Annotated in this window: 14 protein-coding genes; 6 read left to right on the forward strand and 8 right to left on the reverse strand. The window is 65.1% G+C overall.

The features are described from left to right. Nucleotides 1–27: 27 nt before the first annotated feature. The 3 genes from AABA86_RS03185 to AABA86_RS03195 all read right to left on the reverse strand — a co-directional run bounded on the left by AABA86_RS03185 (nt 28) and on the right by AABA86_RS03195 (nt 2,963). Complete coding sequence (locus AABA86_RS03185) at nt 28–975, reverse strand: fatty acid desaturase (protein ID WP_338305700.1); 948 nt, start codon at nt 973–975, stop codon at nt 28–30. 15 nt (nt 976–990) lie between these two features. Continuing rightward, nucleotides 991–2,001 (reverse strand): alpha/beta fold hydrolase, encoded by a 1,011-nt coding sequence (locus tag AABA86_RS03190; protein WP_338305701.1) that lies wholly within the window; start codon nt 1,999–2,001, stop codon nt 991–993. Nucleotides 2,002–2,159: 158 nt separating this feature from the next. Further along, nucleotides 2,160–2,963: an MBL fold metallo-hydrolase gene (locus tag AABA86_RS03195; protein ID WP_338305702.1), complete on the reverse strand. Its 804-nt coding sequence runs from the start codon at nt 2,961–2,963 to the stop codon at nt 2,160–2,162. Nucleotides 2,964–3,132: 169 nt separating this feature from the next. Between AABA86_RS03195 and AABA86_RS03200 the strand changes: the two genes are divergently transcribed. Together AABA86_RS03200 and AABA86_RS03205 are read left to right on the forward strand one after the other, a co-directional pair. Further along, the gene (locus tag AABA86_RS03200; RefSeq protein ID WP_338305703.1) at nt 3,133–4,335 is read left to right on the forward strand and encodes an MFS transporter; all 1,203 of its coding nucleotides are present in this window, start codon (nt 3,133–3,135) and stop codon (nt 4,333–4,335) included. Then, nucleotides 4,299–5,480 (forward strand): AraC family transcriptional regulator, encoded by a 1,182-nt coding sequence (locus tag AABA86_RS03205; protein ID WP_338305704.1) that lies wholly within the window; start codon nt 4,299–4,301, stop codon nt 5,478–5,480. Before AABA86_RS03200 ends, AABA86_RS03205 begins: the two co-directional genes overlap by 37 nt. 38 nt (nt 5,481–5,518) lie before the next feature. Here AABA86_RS03205 and AABA86_RS03210 read toward each other — a convergent pair whose 3' ends face one another. Together AABA86_RS03210 and AABA86_RS03215 are read right to left on the reverse strand one after the other, a co-directional pair. Beyond that, a complete protein-coding gene (locus tag AABA86_RS03210; protein WP_338305705.1) occupies nt 5,519–7,132 on the reverse strand; it encodes an acyl-CoA synthetase in 1,614 nt (537 codons plus the stop codon). Between the two features lie 66 nt (nt 7,133–7,198). Beyond that, nucleotides 7,199–7,966 (reverse strand): FadR/GntR family transcriptional regulator, encoded by a 768-nt coding sequence (locus tag AABA86_RS03215; protein WP_212245727.1) that lies wholly within the window; start codon nt 7,964–7,966, stop codon nt 7,199–7,201. Nucleotides 7,967–8,131: 165 nt separating this feature from the next. Here AABA86_RS03215 and AABA86_RS03220 point away from each other — a divergent pair, with 165 nt between their 5' ends. From AABA86_RS03220 to AABA86_RS03235, 4 genes are all read left to right on the forward strand, one after another. Further along, entirely contained in the window at nt 8,132–9,337 is a 1,206-nt protein-coding gene (locus AABA86_RS03220) for an ABC transporter substrate-binding protein (RefSeq protein ID WP_212245729.1), read from the forward strand. Nucleotides 9,338–9,569: 232 nt separating this feature from the next. Continuing rightward, the gene (locus AABA86_RS03225; protein ID WP_338305706.1) at nt 9,570–10,637 is read left to right on the forward strand and encodes an HlyD family secretion protein; all 1,068 of its coding nucleotides are present in this window, start codon (nt 9,570–9,572) and stop codon (nt 10,635–10,637) included. Beyond that, a complete protein-coding gene (gene rbbA / locus AABA86_RS03230) occupies nt 10,634–13,405 on the forward strand; it encodes a ribosome-associated ATPase/putative transporter RbbA (protein WP_338305707.1) in 2,772 nt (923 codons plus the stop codon). Before AABA86_RS03225 ends, rbbA begins: the two co-directional genes overlap by 4 nt. A gap of 2 nt (nt 13,406–13,407) precedes the next feature. Then, a complete protein-coding gene (locus AABA86_RS03235; RefSeq protein WP_212245742.1) occupies nt 13,408–14,520 on the forward strand; it encodes an ABC transporter permease in 1,113 nt (370 codons plus the stop codon). An 8-nt stretch (nt 14,521–14,528) separates the two neighbouring features. On the opposite strand, the gene AABA86_RS03240 is transcribed toward AABA86_RS03235, so the two are convergent. The 3 genes from AABA86_RS03240 to AABA86_RS03250 form a co-directional block, all read right to left on the reverse strand. Continuing rightward, on the reverse strand, nt 14,529–15,017 hold the full coding sequence (locus AABA86_RS03240; protein WP_212245744.1) for a DUF2059 domain-containing protein: 489 nt from the start codon (nt 15,015–15,017) through the stop codon (nt 14,529–14,531). Nucleotides 15,018–15,046: 29 nt separating this feature from the next. Further along, nucleotides 15,047–16,261 (reverse strand): OpgC domain-containing protein, encoded by a 1,215-nt coding sequence (locus tag AABA86_RS03245; protein WP_212245746.1) that lies wholly within the window; start codon nt 16,259–16,261, stop codon nt 15,047–15,049. A gap of 316 nt (nt 16,262–16,577) precedes the next feature. Then, a complete protein-coding gene (locus tag AABA86_RS03250; RefSeq protein ID WP_338305708.1) occupies nt 16,578–19,631 on the reverse strand; it encodes an ATP-binding protein in 3,054 nt (1,017 codons plus the stop codon). Between the last annotated feature and the right edge of the window lie 33 nt (nt 19,632–19,664).

The raw sequence follows: 19,664 nt of genomic DNA on the forward strand, positions 1-19,664 counted from the left end.
CGCTCTGCGATCGGGGCTTTGCATTGACTAGCCCGCCTGCCGCTGCCGGCGAAACCAGGCCCAGGTTTCGCGCGTCGTATGGATGTAGCCACGGCCGCGATAAACGATCTCGCCGTCGACGATCTCGTTCAGCTTCGGCAGCGCGTGAAACGGGATGGAGGGATAGGCGTGGTGCTCGACGTGGTAGGGCATGTTCCACGCAAACCATTTGACCACCGCAGCGGTATAGGTGGTGCGGGTGTTCTGAAAAGCGCTGCGGGTGCGCTCGCAGCCGGTATGCTCGGCATAGAGATAGGGCCGCAGGAACAACTGCCCGACGGCAAGCGGGACGAGCCAGACCCAAAGCAGCAGCGCTGACGAAAACCACAGCGAGAGCGCGAGCAGCAGGGCATAGACCGCGACATAGACACGCGCCTCTCTGACGATGACGGCGCGCTTGTTTTCGGGGATCCAGGCCACGGTGACCTTTCCGGTGATGGCATGGCCAAGCATCAGCCGAAGACGGCCGGCGACCTGGAGCAGGCCGCTATAGGCGATCGCGAGCTGCGTGTCGGATGTCGGCTTCACGCCGACGATCAGCTCGGGATCCTTGTCCGGATCCTGGGTGTAGCGGTGGTGGTCCCAGTGAAACAGGCAGTAATATTCGTAAGGCAATCCGATCAGGAAGGCCGAGAGATAACCGACGACGAGATTGAGGCTGCGGCTCCTGAACGCGGTCTTGTGCGCGGTCTCGTGCACCGCCATGAACAGGAAGGCGACGATATAGCCCTGCACCGCCATCAGCGGCAGCGCCCAGAGCACGCCCCAAATCGACGAGATCTTCCAGATCAGCGCGCCCACCAGCACGATCACGCCATAATGGCCAAGGCTCTGCGCTGCGCCTCTGAGATTGGAGCGGACCGACAATTCGCGCAGCATGGCCGGCGTCAACGGCTTCAGGCGGTGGCCGGACTCTGAAACAGTTGCGTCAGTCATGATCGGATGCCTGTGTCACTTGCCGAGAAGGGCTGCGATCTCGGCCTTGATGAAGGCCTGGTCGCGCGGATTGCCGACGGGGTTGCCGGCGCGATGGCCGTGCAGCGACGGGATCGGATGCAGCATCGCAGATTTCGCGTTCACCAGCCGGCCGAGCTCGTCCTCGTTGTCGCGGACATCGAAATAACGGTCGGTCGCGCCGGGCATCAGCAGCATGTGGGCCTTGATCGCCGCCAGCGCGCGATCGAAATCGCCTGCGAAGGTCGCGCAGCGGCTGATGTCGCCGTTCTGCCAGATGCCGATCTGCGCCAGGAGATCACTGGCGTCGCGCCGGGCAAAGGTCGCGTCCCAGACGCGGACGAGATAATCCTCCAGCGAGGTGAAGCCGGCCTCGCGCCAGAGCTCTTCGTGATAGAAGCCGTGCGACATCGCCCAGCCGGCATAGACGCGCCCCATGGCGCGATAGCCGGCGACGGGCTTGTCGGCGAAGCGGCCGTCGCGGAAGGCAGGATCGGCGGTCAGCGCGGCCCTCACGCTCTCCAGGAAGACGTGGTTGTAGGGTGCGCAGCGAGCGCTGCCGCAGACTACGGCTGCACGCTCGACCATGTCAGGGTGCAGCGCCGCCCAGTGATAGGCCTGCATGCCGCCCATCGACCAGCCATAGACGAGGGCCAGCCTCGAAACGCCGAAACGTTCGGTGAGAAGGCGATGCTGGACCGCGATCGCATCGTGATAGGTCACCTCGGGAAACGGCGCTGCGGTATTCGACGGCGAGGACGACAGGCCGTTGCCGAACAGGTTCGGGATGACGATGAAGTAGCGCGTGGGGTCGAGCACGCCGTCCGGGCCGATCAGCCACTCGGTGTCAAAATGCTGCGCGCTGAACGAGGTCGGATAGAGGACGACGTTGTCCTTGGCCGGGCTCAGCGTGCCATAGGTCTTGTAGGCGAGCTTCAGCGAAGGGAATACGGTCCCGGACTGGAGGGTGACGTCGCCGGCCTCGAAGATCTCGTAGTGCGCCGTCATGAACCGAACTCCCGCTCGCAGCCACAGACTACGCCGCGGACGCGGAGATGCATCGATCATGCCGGGCCCCGCGGACGCGCCGTTGCGCCACAGCAATTAACTGTACTTTTAGTACAGTTATTTGACGCCGGCAAGATAAATCAGATCAGCTCGCCGGCTCAGGCGATGGCGGCGACGTATCGCTCCACCGACGCCGCGAAGGCGGCCTTGGCGCCGCTAGCAATGTTGCGGCCCCACCAGGCGCCATAGATGCGATCGAACGCGAGCGGCTCGACGGCGGCCGCGATCCGCCGTACCGCGGCTGCGTTGAGCGGCATATAGTTGGGATAGGAGTACATGAAGCTGACGAAGCGGCGGTCCATCGTCACCTGGGCGATGTCGCCGGTGAGCAGCGCGCCCTTGCCGTCCGCACTGCGCGCCGAGTGCAGCATGGTGGCGCCGGCGAAATGACCGCCGGTGCGGAGCAGCAGCACATCGTTGGAGATGCGGTGGCTTTCACCGGTCCAGTGCACGATCGAAGGATGCGGCCGCGTGACGAAGGCGCGATCGTCGGCATGCAGATAGACCGGCACGCCGCCAAAGGTATCGCTCCAGTCGGCGGCGGCGCCGTAGTAGTGCGGATGCGAGATCGCGATCGCCTTCAGTCCGCCGAGCGCTGCGACGTATTGGATGGCGTCGTCGGTTGCGAGCGGGATGCAATCCCACATCACGCAGCCGTCGCCCTGAGGCACCAGCAGCGCGCGCTGCCCGATGGCGAAGCTCGGCTCCAGGCTGATCCCGGTGAGGCCAAGATCGTCGCGTCCCACCAGTCGGTGCCCCTGCATGAGCTGCTCGCGCGTGAGAAACGTCTGCCCTTTCCAGTTCACGAACTGCCGCTCGTCCTCGCAGATCACGCAGGAGGCGGGTGGATTTCCGCCGTTCGGAAATTGCGCGCCGCAGGTTTCGCAGGTCCAGAAAGGCATGACCAGAGCTCCGTGAGAAGATCGCAGGATGACATCGCGAGCGAGCTTTCAGCAAGGTCGATGAGCGGGGTGACTGGAACCAACGTGACGAGCGCCCGTTACGTTCAGATCAACGCCAGAACGGTTGGCCAAAGGGATCGCGACGCACGAACAGCATGCTTGGGTATCGATGACATCGCGGCTTCCCTCCTCGTCCCGTATCTGGCCTCTATTTGCGCTCAACTTCTTCATGGCCGACATGCAGTCGGGCATCGGGCCGTTCGTCGGGGTCTTCCTCCAGGAGCGCGGCTGGGCAACCGGGCTGATCGGCACCGCAATGACGATCGGCAATGTCGCGGGCATGCTGGTCACGACGCCGATCGGCGGCTTCATCGATTCCAGCCGCAACAAGCGGCTATGGGTCGTCATTCCCGGCATCTGTGTGGTTCTCGCCTCCGCGATCATCCTGATCTCGCAAGACTTCTGGGCGGTGACGTTCTCGCAAGTCGCGCAATCGCTGGCGAGCGCCGCCATCGTGCCGGCGGTCACCGGCATCACGCTCGGCATCGCCAAGCAGAAGGGCTTCAATGCACTCAACGGCCGCAACCAGGCCTTCAACCACGCCGGCAACATGGTGGGCGCGGCATTGTCTGGCTATCTCGGCTACAGATTCGGCTATGTCGCCGTGTTCGTGCTGGCGGCCGTGTTCGGCGCCATCGCGATCGCCTGCGTGCTGATGATCCCCGCCAAGGCGATCGACGATCTCGCCTCACGCGGCAGCAAGGAGGACGACTCCAAGGCTCCGCCGGATGCGATGACGATGCTGCTCAAGCACAAGGCGCTGCTCGTGCTGGCACTCGCGCTCGCGCTGTTCCACCTCGGCAATGCCGCCATCGTACCGCTCTACGGACTTGCGGCGGTGGCCGAGGGACAGGCCAACGGCCCCAGCTTCGTCGCGACCACCGTGGTGATCGCGCAAGGCGTCATGGTCGTGACGTCGCTGATCGCGATGAAGGCGGCGAGCAAGCGCAATTACTGGCCGGTGATCCTGGTGTCCTTCATGTTCCTGCCCATCCGCGGCGTGCTCGCCTTCTTCGTCACGGGATGGTGGGGCGTCGTGCCGATGCAGGTTCTCGACGGCATCGGCACCGGACTGCAGACGGTTGCCGTCCCCGGTATGGTGGCGCGCTCGCTCAACGGCACCGGCCGCATCAATCTCGGCCAGGGCGCCGTGATCACGGTGCAGGGCATCGGCGCCAGCCTCAGTCCCGCGCTCGGAGGCTGGATCGCGCAATGGATCGGCTACGGGCCGACTTTCCTGCTGCTCGGTGGCTTCGGGCTCGCATCGATGGCGCTGTGGCTGACATTCGGCACGGCTGTGAAGAAATACTGAGGTCCACCACCCCCAGCGCCACGGGGCGAATTGCCGTTGCAATCCGCACACACGGGGACTGCGGCACCTGGTCGCGGTCTCTGCGCGCCGTTGCGAGTGGCTTATCGCGCAATCCGGCGCTTTTGCCATTGCGGCGCACCAGCCTGACGATACAACCTGCCGTAAACCGCCAACAAGCCTGCCCTTCCCGATCGATGATCCAGCCTCAACTCTCATTCGACGGCGACCCGAATGGCCCGGCCTATGAAAGATGGCGCGAGCAGTTTTGCCGTCAGGTGGCCAACGTCGATTTCGTGCCGGTCGGAGAAGGGCGCGTCCATCGAACCATTGCGCCGGCGATTCTTCCCCGTATCAGGCTCTCGGCCTCGTTCGGCTCGCCGATGTCTTTCGTATCGTTGGGGACGAACGACGAATTGGTGATTACGATGTCGCCCAATTCGGCGCTCAGCGGGGCCATGGGAAAACGCCCGCTGGAGATCGCCGCGGGCGACGTCACGATCGGCGATCCCTCGATCAGGGGCGCCCACATCACTCAGACAGGGTTTGGCAATTTCCAGACTGCGCTGCTGCCGCGCAAGGCGCTGCTGCGGGCGTGCCCGAATGCCGAGGACCTGATTGCACGCTCGATCCCCGGCGCCAATCCGGTCACGTCGATGTTCCTGCGCTATTATGATCTCGCACATGAGTATGCCGACAAGCTCGGTCCCGCGGAGTTGGACGCGGTCTCGCAGCACCTGTTCGACCTTTCGGTGCTGATGATCGGAGCGCGCGGCGATGTCGCCGAACAAGCCCGGATGCGCGGCCTGGCGGCAGCGCGTCTCGAAACCCTCAAGTCCGACATCCTGGCGCAGCTCGACAGCCCTGCGCTGTCGCTCACCCTCCTTTCAGCCGCGCACCGGGTCAGCCCGCGCACGATCCAGCTGCTGTTCGAGCAGGCGGGCATCACCTATAGCGGCTTCGTGCTGGAGCAGCGCCTGCTGCGTGCCGAACGCCTGCTTCGAAATCCGAGCCTGCGCACGCGCAAGATCATCGAGATCGCGCATCTCGCCGGTTTCCACGACGTCTCCTACTTCCATCGCGCGTTTCGCCGCCGCTTCGGACAAACGCCGGACGATGTCAGGAAGCTGGCCGGCGACGCCGGCTAGCGAAACTCGACCACGACGCAGCCAAAAGCCGCCCGGCCTTACGCGCCAAAATTCTTCTGGATCGCCTTGTCGAGCGTCTCGCCGCCGACGAAGCGCTGACGCAGCTCGCGCTTGAGCAGCTTGCCGCTCGGGTTCTTCGGCAAGGCATCCACGAAGATGACGCGCTTGGGCACCTTGAAATGCGCCATCTGACCGGCGCAGTGCTTGATGACGGATTCTTCGTCGAGCTTCTCGCCGCTCTTGACCACGACGATGGCGGTGACCGCCTCGATCCAGCGCGGATCGGGCAGGCCGACCACGGCGACCTCGGAAACCCCCGGGATACGGTAGACCATCTCCTCGACCTCGCGGCTGGCGACGTTCTCGCCACCGGTCTTGATCATGTCCTTGACGCGGTCGACCACGGTGATGTGGCCCTCTTCGTCGACGGTGGCGAGATCGCCGGAGTGAAACCAGCCGCCGTTGAATGCCGCCGCGGTCTTCACGGGATCGTTGTAATAGCCGGACAATAGATGCGGCGAGCGGTGCACGATCTCGCCGACCTCGCCCACCTTCACGTCTTCCATCGCCGTGTTGACGACGCGCGTCTCGACATTGAGCACCGGCTTGCCGGCCGAGCCTGCCTTGCGCAGCTGGTCCTCCGGCCGCAGCACGGTCGCGAGCGGCGCGATCTCGGTCTGGCCGTAGAAATTCCAGAATTTTACGGCGGGCAGGCGGCGCTGCAGCTCGAGCAGAACTTCCACCGGCATGATCGAGGCGCCGTAATAGCCCTTCTGCAGGGTCGACAGGTCGGTCTTGTCGAAAGACGGCGAGCGCAGCATCGCGATCCAGATCGTCGGCGGCGCGAAGAACGAAGTGATCTTGTGCGCCTGGATCAGCGCCAGGATGTTGTCGGCGGTCGGCTTGCCAGTGATCACCCCGGAGGCGCCGAGATACACTTGCGGCCCCAGAAAGACGTCGAGCTGGGCGCAGTGATAGAGCGGCAGCGCGTGCAGGAACTTGTCGTCCACGCTCATTCCGCCATCGATGATGCAGCTGACATACTGCCACATCACCGCTTCATGGGTCAGCATCGCACCCTTGGGCAGGGATTCCGTGCCGCTGGTGTAGACGATCTGCGCGAGATCGCGGCTGTCGACCGAGGCTTCCAGGAACGAACCGTCGGCATCGAGCAGATCGTCGAAGGTGGTCAGGCCCGCGGGCGCCGACGCGGGATCCTCGCCCGGCAGCCAGATCATCTTCTCGACCGCACACTCTTTCGCGCTTGCGGCCTGAGCCGGCTCGACGAAATCGGGGCCGGCCGCAAGCAGCTTCGCGCCGGAACTCTTCAGGATGAAATTGATCTCGTCCGGATTGAGCATGAAATTGATCGGCACCAAAACCGCGCCGATCCGCGCCACCGCGAAGCGAAGCGCGGCAAAGGCGTGCGAATTGCGGGAGAGCACCGCGACGCGATCGCCCTTCCTCACGCCGAGACCGAGCAGGCCGCGGCCGAGCCGGTTGCAGATCGCATCCATCTCGGCAAAGGTCCAGCTCACACCACCGCAGCTCACCGCAAGCTTGTTCGGCCCACGGCCCGCCGAGCGGCGCAGGAGATCGCCGATGGAATGCTCGCGTGCTTTCGAGATGGTGGCTGCGGTGTCGCCGGTCATGTGTCCCTCCGTGTGATGTCTTGATTTGTTGAATTTCTTGCTTGAAATCTTGCGTCTTGTTTTGCGCTACCGGCGCCGGGCCGCCTGCGCGTGCTCCATGTACATGTGCTCGACCGAGCGATCGAGCGAGGCGATCTTCTCGAAGCCACGGCGCCAGTCCTGCAAATGCCGGCGCGTCCAGAGCACGCCGGCTTCGCGGTCGCGGCGGCGGATCGCCTCGATGAGATGGCGGTGCGCCGCGACGAGACGCGGGCCGCCTTCGGCGACGCCGGTCACGATCATCTCGGTGGTTGGATAGAACAGCTGCGCCGCGGGCTCGCGCGCGAGCTGGAGCACGCGGTTTTGCGAGGCCTTGGCGACCAGCACGTGGAATTCGGCATCGCATTCGGCCAGCATGGCGGGACTGCCAATAGCGGCCTCGCTGCGCGCGAGATTGCCGGCGAGCTCGGCGAGATTCTCCTCGCTCGCGCGCTCCACCGCGCCCTCGATGCTCGCCACCTCCAGCGTCATCGAGGCCTCATAGAGCTCGCGGAACGTCACCTCGTGCAGCACCAGCGCGCGGCTGAGACGGCTTGCGAGCTTGCTGTAGCGCGGCAGGCAGGCGTGCAGGCGGCGCGAGGAATCGCGCCGGATCAGCCCGCCCTCCTCCAGCACACGGATGCCCTCGCGGATGGTCGAGCGATTGACGCCGAACTGGCGGACCAGATCGTGCTCGGTGCCGATGGGATCGCCGGGCTTGATGCGGCCATTGACGATCTCGCGCTCGATGGCGTCGGCGACCTTCTGATAGGCCGGCGCGACATCGATCGGTCGGAACAGCGGCGCGACAGGCAAATCGGCCTCCAATGGTGATTGTCGGACAAAGTATAAGCGTCGCCGCGGAATGCGTCAAACGGCGCCATTCCTGCGACAGAGGCAACAAATTGACTCTGCCGGAACCGGGTTCTAACTTTGTCGGACAAAGGGACAGAATAGTCCCGCTCAAGAGGAAACGTATCCATGAGATCTATCGCAGCACTCGTGTCTGCGGCCGGCTTGCTGTCGGCTGCTCTGATCACCCCCGCCTCGGCCCAGCAGGCGCCGCTCAAGATCGGCGTGCTCTCCGACTTCTCCTCCGTCTATTCCGACATTGGCGGCATGGGGAATGTCGAGGCGACCAAAATGGCGATCGAGGATTTCGGCGGGCAGATGTTCGGCAAGCCGATCGACATGGTCTCGGCCGACGTCCTCAACAAGCCCGATGTCGCCTCCACGATCGCCCGCAAATGGTGGGAGACCGAGGGCGTCGACATGATCATCGACCTGCCGACCTCGGCGACCGCGCTTGCGGTAATGGAGCTGTCGAAGCAGTACGAGAAGATCATGATCGTGACGGATGCGGCCAGTTCCGACATCACCGGAAAATCCTGCTCGCCCTACACCGCGCACTGGACCTACGACACCTACGCCAACGCCCACACCGTCGGCAGCGCCATCGTCAAGAACGGCGGCGACACCTGGTTCTTCCTCACCGCCGACTACGTGTTCGGCCATTCGGTCGAGCGCGACACCGGCGATGTCGTGAAGGCCGCGGGCGGCAAGGTGCTCGGCAGCGTCAAGCATCCGCTCAATACGGCCGACTTCTCCTCGTTCCTGCTTCAGGCCCAGGCTTCCAAGGCCAAGATCATCGGCCTCGCCAACGGCGGCGGCGACACCATCAACGCGATCAAGCAGGCCGGCGAGTTCGGCATCGTCGCCGGCGGCCAGAACCTGGCCGCGATCGTGATGTTCATCTCCGACGTGCACAGCCTGGGCTTGAAGCTCGCGCAAGGCCTGATCATCACCGAGGCCTATTACTGGGATCTCAACGACAAGACCCGCGCCTTCGGCAAGCGCTTCCTCGAGCGCGTCAAGCGCATGCCGACGATGAACCAGGCCGCCACCTACAGCGCGACGCTGCATTACCTCAAGGCCGTGCAGGCCGCCGGCACCAGGGACACCAAGACGGTGATGGCGAAGATGCGCGAGCTGCCGGTGAAGGACGCCTTCACCGACAACGGCGTGCTGCGCGCGGACGGCCGCATGGTGCACAGCATGTACCTGTTCCAGGTGAAGAAGCCGGAGGAATCCAAGGGGCCGTGGGATTACTACAAGCTGCTCGCCGAGGTGCCTGCCGACCAGGCATTTCGGCCCCTGAAGGATGGCGGCTGCCCGCTGGTGAAATAAGGCGCGCCCCGCAATCCGTTCAGCAAGCCTCGCTCGTCCGCTTGACCCATCGCGGCGGACGAGCGACGACGCGGAGCCCAAAATAGCGGCAGGTACGCCTCGCGCCGCCGTCTGATCTGCATCAAGTTGCGATGCAAAATTCACTGCAATGTTGAGGCTGCCTTTCCGCACCATCAGCGGCCGGGCGTTCGTGTCTCAACAGTGGGCGCCGCCTCACGGCGTTTTGATCAAAATGAACTTCACTCCGGGTCGCGTCATCGCCGCGATCGCCGTCCTCGTTGCTGGCGGCGGCTATTACTATTGGCAGCACCGCGATACCAACACGCTGCCGGCAGGCTTCGCCCGCGGCAACGGCCGCATCGAGGCAGTCGAGATCGACATCGCGACCAAGACGCCGGGCCGGATTCGCGAGATCCTGGTCAACGAAGGCGACTTCGTGCGCGCGGGCCAGATTCTGGCGCGCATGGACACCGAGCAATTGCAGGCGCAGCGCCGCCAGGCCGAAGCACAGCTGCAGCGCGCGTCCATCAACGTCGAGACCGCCAAGAGCCTCGTGAACCAGCGCGAGGCCGAGCGCAAGGCCGCCGAGGCCGTAGTCGACCAGCGCATCGCCCAGCTCGACAGCACGAGCCGCAAGCTCGATCGCTCCGAACAATTGATCAGAACCAGTGCGGTATCGCAGCAGGTGCTGGACGACGACCGCTCCGCCAACGCCACGGCCAAGGCGGCGCTCGCCGCGTCCCACGCTCAGGTCGCGGCATCCGAGGCCGCGATCAGCTCCTCACGCGCCATGGTGATCGACGCCGGTGCTTCGGTCGACGCCGCGAAGGCCGCGATCGAAAGCATCAATGCCGACCTCAATGACAGCGTGCTGAAGGCGCCGCGCGATGGCCGCGTGCAGTATCGCGTGTCGCAGCCCGGTGAGGTGCTCGCCGCCGGCGGCCGCGTCCTCAACATGGTCGATCTCGGCGACGTCTACATGACGTTCTTCCTGCCGACGGCGGATGCCGGCCGCGTCGCAATGGGCGCCGAGGTTCGCCTCGTGCTCGACGCCATCCCGCAATATGTGATTCCCGCCAAGGCCACCTTCGTCGCCGACGTCGCGCAATTCACGCCCAAGACCGTCGAGACCGAGGAGGAGCGTCAGAAGCTGATGTTCCGCATCAAGGCACATATCGCACCCGAGCTGCTGCGCCAGCACATCGAGCACGTGAAGACCGGCCTGCCAGGCATGGCCTATGTGCAGCTCGATCCGGCCGCACAATGGCCCGACAATCTCAAGATCAAGCTGACGCGATGAGCGCGGCTGCCACAGCCGATGCATCGGCTGCCGCCGGCAGCGTGGTGCATCTGGAAGGCGTGGGCCTGAGCTATGGCAAGGCCCGGGCTCTCGATGCCATCACGCTCGACCTGCCGTCCGGCTGCATGGTCGGACTGATCGGCCCCGACGGCGTCGGCAAATCGAGCCTGCTGTCGCTGATCGCCGGAGCCCGCGCGATCCAGGACGGACGCATCCACGTGCTCGGCGGCGATATGGCAAGCTCGCGCCATCGCCGCAACGTGTGCCCCGACATCGCCTATATGCCGCAGGGGCTCGGCAAGAATCTGTATCCGACACTGTCGGTGTTCGAGAACATCGACTTCTTCGGCCGTCTGTTCGGACACGACAAGGCCGAGCGACACAGGCGGATCGCCGGCCTGCTGCGCGACACCGGGCTCACACCCTTCGCCGACCGGCCAGCGGCAAAACTCTCCGGCGGCATGAAGCAGAAGGTCGGCCTGTGCTGCGCCCTGATCCACGATCCCGAACTCCTGATCCTGGACGAGCCGACCACCGGCGTTGATCCGCTGTCGCGCCGCCAGTTCTGGGAATTGATCACCTCGATCCGCGACAGCCGGCCCGGCATGAGCGTGATCGTCTCGACCGCCTACATGGAAGAGGCCGCGCAGTTCGACTTCCTGATCGCGATGAATGCCGGCCGCGTGCTGGCGACCGGAACGCCTGCCGAGCTCAAGCAGCAGACCGGGACGGATACGCTCGATGACGCGTTCATTCGTCTCTTGCCCGAAGCGGATCGCAGCAACTATGCCAATGTCGTCATCCCGCCGCGCGCCGAGGACCATGACGAGATCGCGATCGAGGCCGACCACCTGACCCGACGGTTCAACGGCTTCGTGGCCGTCGACGACGTCAGCTTCCGCATCAGGAAGGGTGAGATCTTCGGCTTCCTCGGCTCCAACGGGTGCGGCAAGACCACGACCATGAAGATGCTCACGGGCCTCCTGCCGGTGAGCGAAGGCACCGCGCGGCTGTTCGGCAAGACCATCGATGCCGGCGACATGTCGGTACGGCGGCGCATCGGCTACATGTCGCAGGGCTTCTCGCTCTATTCGGAGCTCACGGTCGCGCAAAATCTCGATCTGCACGCGCGGCTGTTCGAGCTGCCGGCGGAGACCATCGCTCCGCGCATCAGCGAGATGATCAGCCGGTTCGACCTCGCCGACGTTACCGAGGCCCTGCCCGATGCGCTGCCGCTCGGGCTGCGGCAGCGATTGTCGCTGGCGGTCGCCATGATCCATGCGCCCGACATCCTCATCCTCGACGAGCCGACCTCCGGCGTGGATCCGGTCGCCCGCGACCGCTTCTGGCAGATCCTCGCCGAGCTCTCCCGCAAGGACAACGTCACCATCTTCGTCTCGACCCATTTCATGAACGAGGCCGAGCGCTGCGACCGGATCTCGCTGATGCATGCGGGCAAGGTGCTGACGTCGGACACTCCCGCGGCGATCGTGGCCGCGCGCGGCACCGCGACGCTGGAGCAGGCTTTCATCGCCTGCCTGGAAGAGGCGATCGCGGATACGCCAGAGCCGGCGGGCCAGCCTGCGATCGCATCGCCCCTCCCGGCCGCGACAGCGGAGCCGCCACGCAAGCGCGGCGCGACGTTCAATCCGACCCGCATGCTCGCCTATTCCCGGCGCGAGGCACTCGAACTGCGGCGCGATCCGATCCGCGCCACGCTCGCAATCCTCGGCAGCGTGCTGCTGCTGTTCGTGCTCGGCTACGGCATCAGCATGGACGTCGAGAACCTGACTTTCGCCGTGCTCGACCGCGACGACAGCGCCATCAGCCGCGACTACAGCCTCCAGATCGCGGGCTCGCGCTACTTTACCGAAAAATCCCCCATCACCGACTACGCCGATCTCGACCGTCGCATGCGCGCCGGCGAGATCGGGCTCGCCATCGAGCTGCCGCCGGGCTTCGGCCGCGACGTCAGCCGCGGCCGCCATGTCGAGATCGGCGCCTGGGTCGACGGCGCCAATCCGACGCGGGCCGAAACGCTGCGCTCCTACGCCCAGGCGATCCACGCCACCTGGCTCGCGCAAAAGGGCCGCGAGCTCTATGGCGAGGCGGCGATCGCCGGCTCCTATCAGCTTCAGCTGCGCTACCGCTATAATCCCGATGTCATCAGCGTCGTCGCGATGGCGCCGGGCATCATTCCGCTGCTGCTGATCATGATTCCGGCCGTGCTCGCCGCGCTCGCGGTCGTGCGCGAGAAGGAGCTCGGCTCGATCGTCAATTTCTACGTGACGCCGGTGACGCGGCTGGAATTCCTGCTCGGCACGCAGCTGCCCTATGTCGTGCTGGCGTTCGGAAACTTCCTTCTTCTCGTCGGCTTTGCCCTCGTCGTCTTCCGTGTCCCCTTCACCGGGAGCTTTCCGACCTACGCGCTCGCCGCGCTGCTCTATGTCACGGCGACGACCGGCATGGGGCTGGTGATCTCGGCCTTCATGAACAGCCAGATCGCGGCCCTGTTCGGCACCGTTCTGGTCACGCTGATTCCGGCCATCCAGTATTCCGGGCTGATCGATCCGGTCTCCTCGCTGCAGGGACTTGGTGCCCTGGTCGGGCGGCTCTATCCCACCACCTATTTCGTCACGATCTCGCGCGGCACCTTCTCCAAGGGCCTGGCGTTCGACACCCTCCACAACGATCTGCTGGCGCTCGCGATCATGGTCCCCGTCCTGGTGATTGCCGGCGCGATGCTGCTGAAGAAACAGGCCCGCTGACCATGCGCTTCGACAATTTGTTTCAGCTCGGCATCAAGGAATTGCGCGGCCTGGTGCGCGACCCCATGCTGCTCGTGCTCATCGTCTATTCCTTCACGCTGGCGGTCTATGCCGGCGCAAAGGCGCTGCCGGAAACGCTGAATCGCGCCGCGATCGCGGTCGTCGACGAGGACCATTCGCCGATCTCGACCCGCATCGAGATGGCATTCACGGCGCCCTATTTCTCCGAGCCGCGCCTGATCTCGCAATACGACATGGACCGGCGGATGGACGCCGGCCTCGATACCTTCGCGCTCGACATCCCGCCTGACTTCCAGCGCGACCTGCTGGCGCGCAAATCGCCCACGATCCAGCTCAACGTCGATGCGACCCGCATCTCGCAGGCGTTCAACGGCGGTGGCTATATCGAGCAGATCGTCAGCGCGGAAGTCGCGGAATTCCTGGCGCACACGCGCAATGCCCAGACCGCGCCGATCGAGCTGGCGCTGCGGGCGCGATTCAATCCGGAGCTGAAGAAATCCTGGTTCGGCGCCATCGACCACGTGATCACCTCGATCACGATGCTCTCGATCATCCTGACCGGCGCGGCGCTGATCCGCGAGCGCGAGCACGGCACCATCGAGCATCTGCTGGTGATGCCGGTCACGCCATTGGAGATCATGGTGAGCAAGGTCTGGTCGATGGGAGCCGTGGTGCTGGTCGCCTCCGCGCTGTCGATCGCCTTCGTCGTCAAGGGCTGGCTGGAGGTGACGATCGACGGCTCGCTGGCGCTGTTCCTCGTCGGCGCCGCGCTGCAGCTGTTTGCTACCACCAGCATGGGCATCTTTCTCGCCACCGTCGCCGGATCGATGCCGCAGTTCGGGCTGCTGCTGATCATGATCCTGCTGCCGCTGCAGACCCTGTCGGGCAGCATGACGCCGCGGGAGAGCATGCCGCAATTCGTCCAGGACATCATGCTGGCGGCGCCCAACACGCATTTCGTGATGCTCGCGCAGGCGATCCTGTTCCGCGGCGCGGGCCTGGAGGCCGTGTGGCCGCAGCTGGTCGCGCTCGCCGTGATCGGCGGCGTCTTCTTCGTGATCGCACTGCGGCGCTTCCGCGCGTTCCTGGCTTAGCCCGCGGCTCAGAGCTTGTGGCCTTTCTGGCGCAGCGCCTCGAGCAGGCGCTGCTTCAGTTCGTCGGCGGCCTTCTGGCTGACGTCCTGGCCGATCTGCGCGCTCGCCTGCGCCAGCGCGTCCGACTTCTCCAGGAACTTCTTCCCGGCCGACTGGGCGTAGAAGGCGTCGATCTGGCGCAGCTCGTCCACCGTGAAGCTTTGGGCATAGAACGCCGCGATCTGCTCGACCATGGACGCGACGAACGGAGCATAGATCTCGGAGCCGGGTGCCGTCACCGCATCGTAGTCGCGCTCGATCTCCGGCCTGTCCTGCGCGACCACCGGCCGGAGCTTGAGCAGGAGCTGCGGCAGCAATGCGCGGTACTGATCGGCGATCTTCAAGGTGACGACGAGCTTGCGCGCCGCGCTCATCGCCTCCGGCGACGGCGCCTGTGCCGACGCACCGCAGACGAGAAACAGGAGAGCGCCGGCGATCGTCAGCAAACGTTTGGACATTGGGCTCTCCAGGACATGCGGACGATGCTTCAGCGGCTCGCGGGGGCCGCGCCGGCGGTCGCGGCCTGCGCGCTCTCGACGATCTCCGGCTCCTCGACCTCGGTCACCTTCACGAACAGGCTCGGCACGCGCTCGGCGCGGTCGAGCAGCCAGGCCGCGCCGACCATGATGACGATGCCGACGATGGAGACGGCGAGCTGTTCCCAGACGCCCTTGGTGTATTGCGTCAGGATCCAGTGCGCCGAGAACGACAGGAACACGCCGAGGCAGAAGATCGGCAGCGAATGCTGGCCGCAGAGGATCACGGGCCGCAGCCAGGCCCCATGCAGCACCCGCCATTTGCGCGAGATGAAGTGGGTCACCCAGATCGCCAGCGCCAGGAAATGCGTGAAGCGCAGCATGTCGAGGTCGGTCTTGTCGATCGGGTAGATCGCCTTGATCATCCATTTCGGGATCAGCGCCTCGAGCGCGGGGACGTGCCAGGTCATCACGATCAGCAGCGCGAACACCAGCCAGGCCGCGGCCAGACCCATCGCCGCTTTCGACCACACCCATCCGGCGATCTTGTCGATCTGCCCGACGCCGCACCAGGCCGCGAACACGAACATCAGCTGCCAGCAGAACGGGTTGAAGTACCAGGTCGTGCCGGGCGGATAGGAAGCGATGTTCCAGTTGAACCAGCGCGACAGCACGTAGAGCACGACGGAGGCCGCGAGCGTCAGGTTCGGCCGGCGCACCAGGCACCAGACGATGAAGGGCGATGCGAGCACCAGCGTGATGTAGAGCGGCAGCACGTCGAGATTGACCGGCTTGTATTTCAGCAGGATCGCCTGCCCGATCAGCTCGTCCGGATGCGACAGGAAGTTGAACACGTTGAACTCGTGCTGGTACATCGGATTGTCGAAGCGGCGCGCGGTGCGGGCGATCTGCGCCGTGAACAGCAGAAACAGCATGATGTGCGCGACATACAACTCGGCCGCACGCCGCCACAGCCGCTTCATCGCGGCGAGAAACCAGCCGCCGGCGACGATCGGGCCGTAGATCCAGCCGACCAGATAGCCGGAGATGAAGACGAAGAACTCGGCGGCGTCGCTGAAGCCGTAATTGCGCAGCGTCAGCCAGGCCACGACGTCGTGCGGGATGTGGTCGAGGAAGATCATCCACAGGCCGATACCGCGGAAGAGATCGAGCCTGAGGTCGCGCTCGACCGGCGCCAACAAAGCTGACTGGTCCCGTGTGATCATGGCCCCGCCTCGTCCGATGGGCGTCGCGCCATGGCGGCGCCGGCAGAATGCGATGCTAAAAAATAAAGATCAAAAGTCACCTGGCCCTGCGGCTAGGAGCCGACGGTAGCCGACCTTGGCGTCGGCGCAAGGGCTTCGTCACCGCGGTTTGCGAGGCGCCTCTCGCAGCCGCCTGGCGACGGGCCCGATCAAAAATCTCGAAAACAACCCCATGCACAGTAGCTAACCCTTTGTGCTGCCTGTGAGATTTATTCGGCATTTTGGGCCGACGGTTCGATCCCGCGGCGGCACGATGCAGCCTCGGCCAGACGCGGCGTCAGATGAGCTCGCTGCCCTGGGCCAGCACCTCGGTCAGCATCGCCTCGGCCTTGCGCTGGAGCGGCAGCGCCCCGCTTTCGGAGGCGATCGCGATGGCCGCGCGCAAGGACGCGAGGATAGCCGCCCTGCTCTCCGCACTGGAGGCCGGCGTCACGACGGCCTCGCCGAACAGGGCCTCGGCCTCGAGGCCCGAAAACCCCTGCTGGCGGGCGGTGTTGCGCGCCTCGCGCAGCATGTTCTGCGCAGCCCTGACATCGCCGAGACGCCAGGTCGCGAGCGCAAGATAAATTGAGCTGCGCAGCACCGCCGAGGTATAGCCGACCGCCTTGGCCTCCTCGCGCGCCTCGGTCAGCATGCCGCGCGCCCGGTCGAACAGACCCTGCTCCAGATAGGCCGTGCCGAGGTGGCAGGCGAGTACCGGCACGAACAGCCGGATACCGTGCTTCTGCGCCAGGACGAAGCCCTCTTCGAGAATGGCGGCGGCCGCCGCCGGGTCGCCCCGGCCGAGCATCAGCCAGCCGCCGCTATAGGCGGCAGCTGAAAGATCATAGGGGCGATTGGTCTCCGCCGCGATCGCCGCCGCCTCACGCTGAAGCCGGTCCGCGATATCCAGCTCGCCGATGACCGTGTGAGTGAAGCTCTTCATCATGCAGCAGAGCAGCAGCAGATTTCTTGGCGTCGTCCCGATCGGGGCGCTGGCATCCGGACCGGCCAGCTGAGCGTGGGCCAGCGCCAACGTCCGTTCGGCTTCGCGGTAGCGGCCGGCGAGGAAATAGGCCTGTCCGAGACCGTATCTTGCGAGATTGAGCCATCCCTGATTGCCCCACTCCTCCGCAAGGCGGACCACCTCTTCGGAAGCCACGACCGCTTCGACCGGCGCTCCATAGAAGTTCTGCGCGCCGGCTCTGACCGTCATGGCGGCGACCCTGCGCCCGATGTCATCGATCGCGCCGGCCCGCCGCTCGGCCTCTTTTCCGAGGTCGAGCCACTCGGCGACCTGACCGGACGCGATGAAGGCCGCGCGTGCTTCCATCCGCAGGTCGATCGCATCGGCCTCCCGCAAAGGCGTTATCGGGGTCTTGTCGAGGGAGCCCATCGCGACTTCGAAATAGCTGGCCGCGTCCGAAAAGGCCGATCGGCTCAGGCATTTTCGTCCTGCGCTCTTGCCGTGAACGAATGCCTTGTACCAATCCTTGGCGCGCACGGCGTGATAGCACAGCGCATCAGGCGCATCCGTGGACGATGCGTTGCTTTCGAGCGTCACAAGAATGCGCGCATGGATGTCTTCGCGCACCTTGTCGACCATCGAGTCGTAGGTCACCTGCCGAACCATCTCGTGCCGAAACTCGAGCGCATCGTCCAGTTCCCTGTCGATCCTCGCCAGCAGCTCGGCGCGGTCGAGCGCCGCGAGGCAATCCTGGAGGGCATTCTCGGACAGCTCGACGAGCTTGCGCAGCATGGCGACGCTCGATCGCGGGCCAAGCGCAGCCGCGATCTGCAGAACGGACCGCTCCTGCCGCGACACGCGATCGAGGCGCGCTGCAATCACGCCCTGGATGCTCGAGGGAATGCCGAGCTCTTCGATCGGACGCATCAGCGCGAGATCACCCCACTGGCCGTGAAGCGTGCCGCTGTCCCGCAGCCCGCGGCAGACCTCCTCGATGAAGAGAGGAACATTGGCCGTGTGCGAGATGATCCGGTTCTTCAGGTCGTCGTTTGCCGCGGAGGGACCGAGCATGTCGGCCAGCATGGCCAACCCCGAATCATCGTCGAGCGGCCGCATCGCAACCACCTCGGCGTGGCAGCGCGCGATCCATACCGGCATGCCGTTGGGCCTCGACGTGAGGAGCACGAGAAGACCGGGCGCCTGAAGCGAAGCGATCGTAGCCATGACCGAATCGCTGGCACGGTCGATCCAGTGCAGATCTTCGAGCAGGAGGATCGTTCGCTGACGGTCGGCGATGCCCCCGACAATGGCGCAGCTTGCATCGGAGATGGCACGCCCCCGGGCGTGGGGCTCCAGCTGATTCCACTGCGGATTCGATATCGGCAGATCGAGCACCGCGTCGAGGGCGCACTGCTGAATCTCCGCCAGCTCCTCCCGGGGATCTGACGGACTGTCAGGGTCCTTTGCGGCCACCTCCAGAGCCGAGAGCAAAAGACGCTTGAGCGTGCTGAACGGAGCTCCCTGGAGGTTCGGGCTGCACTCGGCGTCGATCAGGCGCCAGCCATGGGACCTGAGCTCCTGGACAAACTCGTGCGCGAGCCGCGATTTGCCGATTCCAGCATCGCCGAGCAGCAGAACCGTCTGCCGGCTGGTTCTGGCGCCCTCGACGGCGCGGGCCAGCAACGCCCGCTCGGTCGTGCGGTCGACAAACCGGGAGACGCTGCGCGCCCGCCGCACCCGCCAGCTCGACAGGTCGCTCGCACCCACGATCCGGTAGACCGGCACTGATTGGTTGAAGCCTCGCAGCGGCCTGCCGCCCAGAAACTCGAATCGGACATGCCCTTCGGCAAGCTGTTGGCAGGCTTCCGACACGTAGATCTGATTCGCCTCGGCCGCCGACTCCAGCCGGGCAGCCAGATGCTGGGCGGCACCACCGATCTCGTAGACCTTGGAAAATTCGCTGGCGATCATGTAGGCGACGACATGGCCGGAGTGGAGACCGACCCGAACCTGAAGCCCGGGATCGCCCAGGCCGGCGACGCGCCGGACCAGCTCGATCGCGGCATGGCAGGCCAGCGGCGCGTGATTGTCGTCCGCGATCGGTGCGCCGAACACCGCCGAAAGCCCGTCGCCCAATTCCTTGCTGACGATGCCCCCGAATTGACGCACCGCGCCTCGCATGGCGACCAGGGCCGGCTCCAGGCGCGAGACCGCCTCCTCGGGATCGAGATCGGCAACGAGCCCGGTCGAGTCGACGACGTCGGCGCGGAGTATAGTCACGAACCGGCGTTCGCTGTCCGGCTCGGAGCGCCGCACGGCCACCCCGCACTTGGAGCACCAACTGTCGCCTGGGTCGATCGCCGACTGACACGCGGCACAATGCATTTCCGTGCCTTCAAAAGTCGCAGCGCCGTTTTT

This window comes from Bradyrhizobium sp. TM233 (genome assembly GCF_036247965.1).
In the GTDB taxonomy this organism is placed as follows: Bacteria; Pseudomonadota; Alphaproteobacteria; order Rhizobiales; family Xanthobacteraceae; genus Bradyrhizobium; species Bradyrhizobium ottawaense.